Origin of the sequence: Streptomyces sp. NPDC005722 (genome assembly GCF_040630935.1) — a bacterium.
Lineage (GTDB): Bacteria > Actinomycetota > Actinomycetes > Streptomycetales > Streptomycetaceae > Actinacidiphila.
This window is the reverse complement of record NZ_JBEXYN010000068.1, coordinates 23,375-34,105: the sequence shown is the minus strand read 5'-3', so window position 1 is coordinate 34,105 and position 10,731 is coordinate 23,375. Positions and strand designations below refer to the sequence as shown.

General features: G+C 73.1%; 11 protein-coding genes. 10 read left to right on the top strand and 1 reads right to left on the bottom strand.

The window, feature by feature from the left end; all coding sequences use genetic code 11:
* Positions 1–109: 109 nt before the first annotated feature.
* Positions 110–1,261 (bottom strand): glycoside hydrolase family 19 protein, encoded by a 1,152-nt coding sequence (locus ABZ479_RS39245; protein ID WP_500466034.1) that lies wholly within the window; start codon positions 1,259–1,261, stop codon positions 110–112.
* Positions 1,262–1,665: 404 nt separating this feature from the next.
* Here ABZ479_RS39245 and ABZ479_RS39240 point away from each other — a divergent pair, with 404 nt between their 5' ends.
* From ABZ479_RS39240 to ABZ479_RS39195, 10 genes are all read left to right on the top strand, one after another.
* Complete coding sequence (locus tag ABZ479_RS39240) at positions 1,666–2,922, top strand: FAD-binding protein (protein ID WP_500466033.1); 1,257 nt, start codon at positions 1,666–1,668, stop codon at positions 2,920–2,922.
* 100 nt (positions 2,923–3,022) lie between these two features.
* Complete coding sequence (locus ABZ479_RS39235) at positions 3,023–3,097, top strand: 50S ribosomal protein bL37 (RefSeq protein ID WP_373297613.1); 75 nt, start codon at positions 3,023–3,025, stop codon at positions 3,095–3,097.
* Between the two features lie 196 nt (positions 3,098–3,293).
* The gene (rpe, locus tag ABZ479_RS39230; protein ID WP_500466032.1) at positions 3,294–3,959 is read left to right on the top strand and encodes a ribulose-phosphate 3-epimerase; all 666 of its coding nucleotides are present in this window, start codon (positions 3,294–3,296) and stop codon (positions 3,957–3,959) included.
* Between the two features lie 100 nt (positions 3,960–4,059).
* Complete coding sequence (locus tag ABZ479_RS39225) at positions 4,060–5,103, top strand: sugar-binding transcriptional regulator (protein ID WP_499603325.1); 1,044 nt, start codon at positions 4,060–4,062, stop codon at positions 5,101–5,103.
* 55 nt (positions 5,104–5,158) lie between these two features.
* Complete coding sequence (locus ABZ479_RS39220) at positions 5,159–5,545, top strand: guanyl-specific ribonuclease (RefSeq protein ID WP_500466031.1); 387 nt, start codon at positions 5,159–5,161, stop codon at positions 5,543–5,545.
* Positions 5,542–5,859: a barstar family protein gene (locus tag ABZ479_RS39215; RefSeq protein WP_500466030.1), complete on the top strand. Its 318-nt coding sequence runs from the start codon at positions 5,542–5,544 to the stop codon at positions 5,857–5,859. Before ABZ479_RS39220 ends, ABZ479_RS39215 begins: the two co-directional genes overlap by 4 nt.
* A 46-nt stretch (positions 5,860–5,905) precedes the next feature.
* Complete coding sequence (locus tag ABZ479_RS39210) at positions 5,906–7,354, top strand: GuaB1 family IMP dehydrogenase-related protein (protein WP_500466029.1); 1,449 nt, start codon at positions 5,906–5,908, stop codon at positions 7,352–7,354.
* Positions 7,355–7,507: 153 nt separating this feature from the next.
* Positions 7,508–7,972, top strand: a complete 465-nt coding sequence (locus ABZ479_RS39205; RefSeq protein ID WP_499603321.1) for an Lrp/AsnC family transcriptional regulator — start codon at positions 7,508–7,510, stop codon at positions 7,970–7,972.
* A gap of 184 nt (positions 7,973–8,156) precedes the next feature.
* Positions 8,157–8,957 (top strand): carbon-nitrogen hydrolase family protein, encoded by an 801-nt coding sequence (locus tag ABZ479_RS39200; RefSeq protein WP_500466028.1) that lies wholly within the window; start codon positions 8,157–8,159, stop codon positions 8,955–8,957.
* A gap of 57 nt (positions 8,958–9,014) precedes the next feature.
* Complete coding sequence (locus ABZ479_RS39195) at positions 9,015–10,721, top strand: flavin monoamine oxidase family protein (RefSeq protein ID WP_500466027.1); 1,707 nt, start codon at positions 9,015–9,017, stop codon at positions 10,719–10,721.
* The last annotated feature ends 10 nt before the right edge of the window (positions 10,722–10,731 follow it).

The window sequence follows — 10,731 nt, the reverse complement described above, 5'->3', positions numbered from 1 at the left end:
GCCGCCCCCCGGCCCCCGCCCCGGCCCCCCCGGCGCGCGCGGGGCGGGGGGGCGCGCCCCCGCCCCGCGGCCGCCCCCCCCCCGCGCGGCGGGGTTCGGCGGCGGTGGTTCAGCAGTAGAGGTTGGCGCCCTGGCCGACCCCGAGGATCGCCGTGAACTGCTGGTACTTGCTCACGCGGCTCTGCACCTGCGCCGGGTTGCGGCCGTCGCACTCCAGCGAGCCGTTGATGGAGCGGATGGTCTGCCCGAAGCCGGCCTGGTTGACCATGGCGTTGTGCGGGGTCATGGTGCCGGGGCCGCTCTGGGTGTTCCAGTACCACAGGCCGGTGCGCCAGGCGACGGCCGCGTCCTGCTCCACACGCCAGGGGTTGCCCAGCAGGTCGATGCCGAGGGCGTCGCCGGCGGCCTTGTAGTTGAAGTTCCAGCTGAGCTGGATCGGGCCGCGGCCGTAGTAGGCGGCCTGACCGGCCGGGCAGCCGTAGGGCTGGCCCCAGTCGCAGTAGTGCGGGTAGTTGGCGGTGTTCTGCTCGACCACGTACACCAGGCCGCCCGTCTCGTGGCTGACGTTGGCCAGGAAGGCGGCGGCCTCCTGCTTCTTCACGGTGTCGCTGCCGGAGTTGGCGAAGCCGGGGTAGGAACTCAGCGCCGCGACCAGGCCGCTGTAGGTGTAGAAGCCGTTGCGGCCCGGGAACATCTGGTTGAACTGGGACTCGCTGACCACGAATCCGGACGGGTTCGTGCCGCCGCCACCGCCGCTCGCGGGGGCGTTCCACTTCTGGTTCGCGGCGCCCGTGCAGGTCCAGATCTGGAGCCGGGTGGCGTTGGCGGAGGTGTTGCCGCGGACGTCCAGGCACTTGTTGGCAGCGGGGTTGACGATGTCGCGCGCCGCGGTGACGACCCACTGCTGGTTGGCGCTGCCGGAGCAGTCCCACAGCTGGACCGCGGCTCCGTCGGCCGTGCTGCGGTCGACGACGTCGAGGCACTTGCCGAGCGCGCGCAGCGTGCCGTCGCCGGGGTTGGACCAGCGCTGGGCGCCGGTCCCGTTGCAGTCGTAGAGCTGTACGGCGGTGCCGTTGGCGTTGTTCGCCCCGGCGACGTCGACGCACTTGCCCGCCAGGCCGCTGATCTGGCCGTCCGCGGCGCGGGCGGTCGGCGTCGCGACGAACAGGGTGGCCAGGAGCGCCGCGAGGACGGCGAACACCGCGGACGGGCCGAGGGCGGTACGCCCTGCGGGCAGCCGTCCGGCGAGGGACGTGGACATGGGTGAGTCGCTCCTTACCCGGCCCGGGGCCGTGGTCGTGGGGGGAGGGAGCTTCGTGGGGGTGCTCCGCACGGCGGGCGCGGGTGGTCGCGAGGAGGTCACGCACGGGCGCGGCGCGGCGTGCGTCGTGTCCAGGGCGGCGTGAACTTCCGTGCTGCACCGTCCCGTTGAGCCCAGCTAGGTCTAGACCATGCCAGGGTGACGGGGTCACGTCAATACTTGAAGGAAGGGTCGCGCCCGGCGTGCCGGGGCCCGCGCCCCACTCCTGTGCCCCACCCCGGTCCTCCGTCCCCGGCCGCAGCGGCGAGAATCGAACCGGAACGGCAGGCCCCGAACCGCCGTCCCGGCAGGCCGCGCGCCGCGCGGCGGCCGGCGGCGGGGCCGGACAGGAAGGAACGACCGCGATGTCCGCGGAGAGCAACTGGGGCGGCAACGTCGCCTTCACCGCACGAAGGCTCCACCACCCCGAGTCCGTCGCCGAGCTGCAGGAGATCGTGGCCCGGTCCCGGCGGGTACGCGCGCTGGGCACCCGGCACTCCTTCAGCACCGTCGCCGACACCGACGGCGAGCACGTCTCGACCTCGCGGCTGCCCGCGCTGATCGACGTCGACCGCACCGCCCGTACCGCCACGGTCGGTTCGGGGCTGCGCTTCGGCGAGATCGTCCACGCGATCGACGAGGCGGGCCTGGCGCTGCACAACCTCGGCTCGCTGCCGCACATCTCGGTGGCCGGGGCGTGCGCCACCGGCACGCACGGCTCGGGCACCGGGCGGCGCAGCCTGGCCGGCGCGGTCCGCGGGCTGACCATGGTCACCGCCGACGGCGAGCTCACCGAGGTCCGGCGCGGCGAGGACGGCTTCGACGGCTCCGTCGTCGCCCTGGGCGCGCTGGGCGTCGTGACCCGCCTGACCCTCGACCTCGTCCCGGCCTTCGCCGTGCGCCAGACCGTCTACGAGGACATGCCGGGGGAGGAGTTCCGGGGGAACTTCGACGCCGTGATGGCCGCCGGGTACAGCGTGTCGGTCTTCACCCGCTGGCGGGACCGGGCCGCCGACCAGGTGTGGCTGAAGGAGCGGGTCGACGCCGACGGCGCGGAGCCCGCACCGCGGACGTGGTTCGGGGCCACCGCCGCCGACGGGCCGCGGCACCCCATCCCGGGCATGCCCGGCACGCACTGCACGCCGCAGCAGGGCCTCGCCGGCCCCTGGTACGCACGGCTGCCGCACTTCCGGCTGGAGTTCACGCCGAGCAGCGGCGAGGAGATCCAGTCGGAGTTCTTCGTCGACCGGAGCGACGCCGTGGCGGCGTTCGACGCCCTGTGGCGGGTACGGGAGCGGTTCTCGTCCGAGGTGCTGATCGGCGAGATCCGCACCGTGGCGGCCGACTCCCTGTGGCTCAGCCCCGCGTACGGACGGGACAGCGTCGCCTTCCACTTCACCTGGACCCCGGACGCCGCGGCGGTGGCGCGGTCGGTCCGGGTCGTCGAGGAGGCCCTGCGTCCCTTCTCCGCCCGTCCGCACTGGGGCAAGCTCTTCACGCCGGCGCCCGCCGCGCTGCGCGGGCTCTACCCGCGCTACGACGACTTCCGGGCACTCGTGGCCCGGCAGGACCCGGCGGGGGTCTTCCGCAACGCCTTCATGCGCGAGCACTTCCCGGACTGACCCGGCGTCCGCGCCCCGGATCGCTGATGATGTGCCGTCCGCCGGCCGCGGTCATAGACTGACCGCGGCCGAAACATCCCTTATGAGAGGGTTGGGCATCATGTCCAAGCGAGGCAACAAGCGACGCGCCCGGAAGAAGAAGGGCGCCAACCACGGCAAGCGCCCCAACGCGTGACGCACGCCGTGCCCCCGTGACCGCCCGCGCCCGGCGCGGGCGGTCACCGCTGTCCGGGGCAGGGGTCGATGCTCACGTACCGGCGCGCGGAGCGGCCGGTTCCCCGCCGTCCGACACCCGCAAGGGATGCGAGGTGGTTGTCCACAGCCGTGCGCCCGGTGCGCGGGGAGGGGGCGGGCACCGCCATACTGGACGCATGGCCGTCCAGATCAACCCCAGTATCCTCTCCGCCGACTTCGCGCGCCTCGCCGAGGAGGCGCGGGCCGTCGAGGGCGCGGACTGGCTCCACGTCGACGTGATGGACAATCACTTCGTCCCCAACCTGACGCTCGGCGTGCCGGTCGTGGAGTCGCTCGCCAAGGCGACGCGGACCCCCCTCGACTGCCATCTGATGATCGCCGACCCGGACCGCTGGGCCCCGGCCTACGTCGAGGCGGGCGCGGGCTCCGTCACCTTCCACGTGGAGGCGGCCGCCGCGCCGGTGCGACTGGCCCGGGAGATCCGCGCCAAGGGCGCCCGGGCCTCGATGGCCCTCAGGCCCGCCACGCCGGTCGAGCCCTACGAGGACCTGCTGCCCGAGCTCGACATGCTGCTGATCATGACCGTGGAACCGGGCTTCGGCGGCCAGGCCTTCCTCGACATCATGCTCCCCAAGATCCGCCGGGCCAGGAAGCTGATCGACCGGCACGGACTCGACCTGTGGCTGCAGGTCGACGGCGGCGTCTCGGCCTCCACCATCGAGCGCTGCGCCGAGGCGGGAGCGGACGTCTTCGTCGCCGGTTCCGCCGTCTACGGCGCCGAGGATCCGGCCGAGGCGGTACGGGGGCTGCGCAAGCAGGCGGTGGCCGCCTGCGCGCACTGACCGCGCGCCCGCACGGGCGCCGTCCGCGCACTGACCACTCCGTGGGCACCGTGCCCCGGTACTCCGGAGTACGTGCGAGGATGAGCGCGGAGCCGATCAGATGGGCAACTGGGGAGAGAACGTGACCACAGGCCGCACCGGGGTGCGCATGGGCCCCGGCGAGATGGTCCAGGCGGCGGCGATGGCACGCCGCTTCTACTTGGAGGGGAAGTCCAAGATCCAGATCGCCGAGGAGTTCGGCGTGAGCCGCTTCAAGGTGGCCCGGGTCCTGGAGACCGCCCTCGAACGCGACCTGGTGCGCATCGAGATCAGGGTCCCCGCGGAACTCGACGCCGAGCGCTCGGACGCCCTGCGGGCCCGCTACGGACTGCGGCACGCCGTCGTCGTCGAGTCGCCCGCCGACGAGACCGACGGCCCCGACCCGGAGAACCTGGGCGCGGTCGCCGCGCAGCTGCTGGGTGAACTGGTCAGCGAGGGCGACGTCCTCGGTCTTGCCTGGGGACGCTCGATCATCACCATGGCCAACGCCCTCGACCGGCTGCCGCCGTGCACGGTCGTCCAGCTCACCGGCGTGTACGACGCGGGCACCGCCGACCGTGGCTCGGTCGAGGCGGTCCGTACCGCCGCGGCCGTCTCCGGTGGCGAGGCCCACCCCATGTACGCCCCGATGGTGCTGCCCGACCCGGCCACCGCGGCGGCGCTGCGCGCCCAGAGCGGCATCGCGGCGGCCATGAGCTACTTCGACAAGGTCACCGTGGCCGTGGTGTCGATCGGCTCCTGGGCGGCCGGCATCTCCACCGTCCACGACGCCCTGACCGAGGCCGAGCGCGAGCACTACGCCTCCCTCGGCGTCGCCGCCGAGATGTCCTCGCACCTCTTCGACGCCGAGGGCCGGCTCGTCGGCCGCGACCTGGGCGAGCGCTGCATCACCATCGAGGCGGACCGGCTGCGCCGCATCCCCGAGGTGCTCGCCATCGCCGGCGGCCTGCGCAAGGCCGCCGCGGTCGACGCCGTGCTCCGGTCCGGCCTGGTCACCAGCATCGTGACGGACACCGCCGCCGCCGACTACCTGCTGGACTCCACCGCGCCCATGGCGCGTCCCGCCCTCGACCGCGCCGACCCCGAGGCGCAGCGCGGGGTCTAGCCTTCGTGTGCGTGGCCTGCGCGGCGCGCGGCGCGGGCTGTGGCAGCATCGCGGCATGCCGACCGGGCCCGTCCGCCGTGCCGCCGCGATCGCCGCCGCCCTGCTGGGCTGCCTCGTACTGCTGCTCACCGGCTGCTCCCGGCCCGCCGCCCAACCCGTCGCGGCGGTGCCCACGGTGTCCGCCGCGAGCCTGCCTCCCGAGGCCCGCGAGACACTCCGGCTGATCGACGCCGGGGGGCCCTTCCCGTACGCGAATGACGGCACCGTCTTCCACAACTTCGAGGGCATCCTGCCGAAACGCCCGAGCAACTACTACCGCGAGTACACCGTGCCGACCCCGGGGGCACCGGACCGCGGCGCCCGGCGCATCGTCACCGGCGCCGGCGGGGAGGGGTACTACACCGACGACCACTACAAGACCTTCAGGGCGGTCCGCAGATGACGGCGACGACGGTGCTGGACCTGCAGGGGGTCACCACCAAGAGCGCGTTCATGGAGCGCTGCGCCGAGCAGCTGCGGCTCCCCGGCTGGTTCGGCCGCAACTGGGACGCCCTCTACGACTGCCTCACCGACCTGCCCGACTCCGAGCGTGGCGGGTTGCGGCTGGTCGTCCGCGGCTGGCACGACTTCGCGGCGGCCGAGCCGGGGGAGTGGCGGACGGCGCGCCGGGTCCTCGCGGACGCGGCGGCCTTCCGCGCCCCGGCCGTGCCGCCCCTCCAGGTCGTCTTGGAGGAACCTACGGACGACCCTTCGTGATCGCCGGAGTTTCCTCCGTGTCCGATTCGGCTCCGTCCGTGCAAAAATGAAGTACGTGCGTTTCCTCAATGATGCAAAGCCTCCGTACGACCTGACGTACGACGACGTGTTCATGGTCCCCAGCCGCTCGGCGGTGGGTTCCCGCCAAGCGGTCGACCTCTCCGCCCCCGACGGCACCGGCACCACCATCCCGCTCGTGGTCGCCAACATGACCGCCATCGCGGGACGCCGGATGGCCGAGACCGTCGCCCGGCGCGGGGGACTGGTCGTCATCCCGCAGGACATCCCGATCGAGGTGGTCACCGAGGTGATCACCTGGGTGAAGCAGCGCCACCACGTGCTCGACACCCCGATCGTGCTCGGCCCGCACGCCACCGTCGCCGACGCCCTCGCGCTGCTGCCCAAGCGGGCGCACGGCGCCGCCGTCGTCGTCGAGGACGGGCGCCCGGTCGGCGTCGTCACCGAGCACGACCTCACCGGCGTGGACCGCTTCACCCAGGTCTCCGTGGTGATGTCCAGGGACCTCCTGCTGCTGCCCGCGGACATCGACCCGCGCGAGGCCTTCAACCGCCTGGAGGACGCCAACCGCAAGCTCGCCCCCGCCGTCGACGCCGACGGCAGGCTGGTCGGCATCCTCACCCGCAAGGCGGCGCTGCGCGCCACCCTGTACACCCCGGCCACCGACGCCGGCGGGCGGCTGCGCGTCGCCGCCGCCGTCGGCATCAACGGCGACGTCGCGGGCAAGGCCAAGCAACTGCTCGACGCGGGGGTCGACACCCTCGTGGTCGACACCGCCCACGGCCACCAGGAGAGCATGATCCAGGCCGTGAAGGCCGTCCGCGCCCTGGACCCGCGGGTGCCCGTCGTGGCCGGCAACGTCGTCTCCGCCGAGGGCGTCCGCGACCTCATCGAGGCCGGCGCCGACATCGTCAAGGTCGGTGTGGGCCCCGGTGCCATGTGCACCACCCGCATGATGACCGGCGTGGGCCGGCCCCAGTTCTCCGCCGTCCTGGAGTGCGCCGCCGAGGCCGCCCGGTACGGCAAGCACGTCTGGGCCGACGGCGGCGTCCGGCACCCGCGCGACGTCGCCATGGCGCTCGCCGCCGGCGCGTCCAACGTCATGATCGGCTCCTGGTTCGCGGGCACCTACGAGTCGCCCGGCGACCTGCAGCAGACCGCCGACGGCCGGCCGTACAAGGAGAGCTTCGGCATGGCCTCCGCCCGCGCCGTGGCGAACCGCACCAGCGAGGAGTCCGCGTACGACCGCGCCCGCAAGGGGCTCTTCGAGGAGGGCATCTCCACCTCGCGGATGTTCCTCGACCCGGCCCGCCCGGGTGTGGAGGACCTGATCGACTCGATCATCGCGGGGGTCCGCAGCTCCTGCACCTACGCCGGCGCCGCCGACCTCGCCGAGTTCGCCGACAAGGCCGTCGTCGGCATCCAGAGCGCCGCCGGCTACGCCGAGGGCAAGCCGCTGCACGCGAGCTGGCAGTAGGCACCCGGGCGCCGGCGCGGGGTTCGCCGCCCCGCCCCGGCGCGGTCACCGGGGAGTGCCTCGCGGGAAGGGCGGCGGTCCGCCTCGTAGGCTGGTGCGCGTACGGCACGCGCCGTCCCCCGCTCGCTCGCGAAGAGAAGTGACCCACCCCCAGTGCGACTGAACGAACTCGACGAACGCATCGTCCACGCCCTCGCCGAGGACGCCCGGCGCTCCTTCGCCGACATCGGCGGCCTCGTCGGGCTCTCCGCCCCCGCCGTCAAGCGCCGGGTCGACCGGCTGCTGGCGGAGGGTGCCATCACGGGCTTCACCGTCCGCGTCGAGCCCTCCGCGCTGGGCTGGGAGACCGAAGCGTTCGTCGAGCTCTACTGCCGGCACAACACCTCGCCCGAGGACATCCGGCGCGGCCTGTCGCGCTACCCCGAGGTGGCCTCCGCCTCCACCGTCACCGGCGAGGCGGACGCCGTCGTCCAGATCTACGCCGCCGACGTGCGCCACTTCGAACGCGTCCTGGAGCGGATCGCCGGCGAGCCCTTCGTCGAGCGCACCAAGTCCGTGCTGGTGCTGTCGCCGCTGCTGCGCCGCTACTCGGGGGCGCCCGACCAGCCGGAGGGGTGACCGCCGGTACACCCGCGGGGGAGGGCCGCCGCGGCGCCGCCGTGCAACGAATCGCCGCCGCCGGGCCCCGGCGCGCAACGAATCGACGGTCGGTGCGCAACGGACGCGTCTTGTCGCCGCCAGGCCCGCGATCGTACCGTCGAGGCAGACCCGAAACCGGCTTCCACCAGGCGAAAGAGGCTCCATGGCGCCGCTGCGCACCGCGCTGTACCAAGGCCCGAGCGGCGTCCCCTCCTCGGTGGACGACAGCCTGGCCGCGCTCGACGCCGCCGCGCGCCGGGCGTCCGCCGCGGGAGCCCGCCTGCTCGTCACGCCCGAGATGTACCTGACGGGCTACGCCCTCGGCGACGCCGTACCGGAGCTCGCCGAGACGGCCGACGGGCCCGCCGCCGTCCGCGTCGCCCGGATCGCCGCCGCCCACGGCCTCGGCATCGTCTACGGCTACCCCGAGCGCGACGGCTCCGCCGTCTTCAACTCCGCCCAGCTGATCGGCCCGGACGGCGGGCGCCTCGCCAACTACCGCAAGACCCACCTCTTCGGCGCCTTCGAGCGCACCTGGTTCACGCCGGGCGACGAGGCCGTCGTCCAGGCCGACCTCGACGGCGTCCGGATCGGCCTCCTCATCTGCTACGACGTCGAGTTCCCGGAGACCGTGCGGGCCCACGCCCTCGCCGGCACCCAGCTGCTCGCCGTGCCCACCGCGCTGATGCGGCCCTACGAGTTCGTCCCGCAGACCCTGGTGCCCGCCCGCGCGTACGAGAGCCAGCTGCACGTCGCCTACGCCAACCGCTGCGGTCCCGAGGGCGACTTCGACTTCGCGGGGCAGAGCTGCCTCGCCGGACCCGACGGCGCCGTACGCGCCCGGGCCGGAGCCACCGAGGAACTGGTCGTCGCCGACGCCGACCCGGAACTCCTGCGCGCGGTCCGCGAGGAGACCCCCTACCTCGAGGACCGCCGCCCCGAGCTGTACCGCTCGCTGGGCTGATCCCGCCCCCCCCGACACCGCCCCGCCCCACCGCTCCACAGCCAGGAGAACCACGCCATGACGTCCACGGTGCCCACCGCGGTCCACGACGAGCAGCACCCCGAGGTGCGGTCGGCCCCGCCGATCACCATGTTCGGCCCGGACTTCCCGTTCGCGTACGACGACTTCCTGGCGAGCCCCGCGGGCCTCGGCTCCATACCGGCGACCGGGCACGGCGCCGAGGTCGCGGTCATCGGCGGCGGCCTGTCCGGCATCGTCGCCGCGTACGAGCTGATGAAGATGGGCCTGCGGCCCGTCGTCTACGAGGCCGACCGGATCGGCGGTCGGCTGCGCACCGTCGGCTTCGAGGGCTGCGACGAGAACCTGACCGCCGAGATGGGCGCGATGCGCTTCCCGCCGTCCTCCACCGCCCTGCAGCACTACATCGACCTGGCGGGCCTGGAGACCAGGCCCTTCCCCAACCCGCTCGCCCCCGAGACCCCGTCGACCGTCGTCGACCTCAAGGGGGAGTCCCACTACGCCGAGACCATCGACGACCTGCCCCAGGTCTACCGCGACGTCGCGCACGCCTGGAACGCCTGCCTGGAGGAGGGCGCGGACTTCTCCGACATGAACCGTGCCATGCGCGAGCGCGACGTCCCGCGCATCCGCGAGATCTGGGCGAAGCTCGTCGAGAAGCTCGACAACCAGACCTTCTACGGCTTCCTCTGCGACTCCGAGGCGTTCGCGTCCTTCCGGCACCGCGAGATCTTCGGCCAGGTCGGCTTCGGCACCGGCGGCTGGGACACCGACTTCCCCAACTCCATCCTGGAGATCCTGCGCGTCGTCTACACCGAGGCCGACGACCACCACCGCGGCATCGTCGGCGGCAGCCAGCAGCTGCCGCTGCGGCTGTGGGAGCGCGAGCCGGGCAAGATCGTCCACTGGCCGCACGGAACCTCCCTGAAGTCGCTGCACGACGGCGCCCCCCGCCCGGCCGTGACCCGGCTGCACCGCACCGCGGGCAACCGGATCACCGTCACCGACGCCGACGGCGACATCCGCACCTACCGCGCGGCGATCTTCACCGCGCAGAGCTGGATGCTGCTCAGCAAGATCGACTGCGATGACTCGCTCTTCCCGATCGACCACTGGACGGCGATCGAGCGCACCCACTACATGGAGTCCAGCAAGCTCTTCGTGCCCGTCGACCGGCCGTTCTGGCTCGACAAGGACGAGCAGACCGGCCGGGACGTGATGAGCATGACGCTCACCGACCGGATGACCCGCGGCACCTACCTGCTCGACAACGGGCCCGGCGAACCGGCCGTGATCTGCCTGTCGTACACCTGGTGCGACGACAGCCTGAAGTGGCTGCCGCTCAGCGCCTCCGAGCGCATGGAGGTCATGCTCAAGTCGCTCGGCGAGATCTACCCCAAGGTCGACATCCGGCGCCACATCATCGGCAACCCGGTGACCGTGTCCTGGGAGAACGAGCCCTACTTCATGGGCGCGTTCAAGGCGAACCTGCCCGGCCACTACCGCTACCAGCGGCGCCTGTTCACCCACTTCATGCAGGACACCCTCCCCGAGGACAAGCGCGGCATCTACCTCGCCGGCGACGACGTCTCCTGGACGGCCGGCTGGGCCGAGGGCGCCGTGCAGACCGCGCTCAACGCCGTGTGGGGCGTGATGCACCAGTTCGGCGGCACCACGGACCCCACCAACCCGGGCCCCGGCGACCTCTACGACGAGATCGCGCCGGTCATGCTCGACGAGGACTGACCCCCACCCC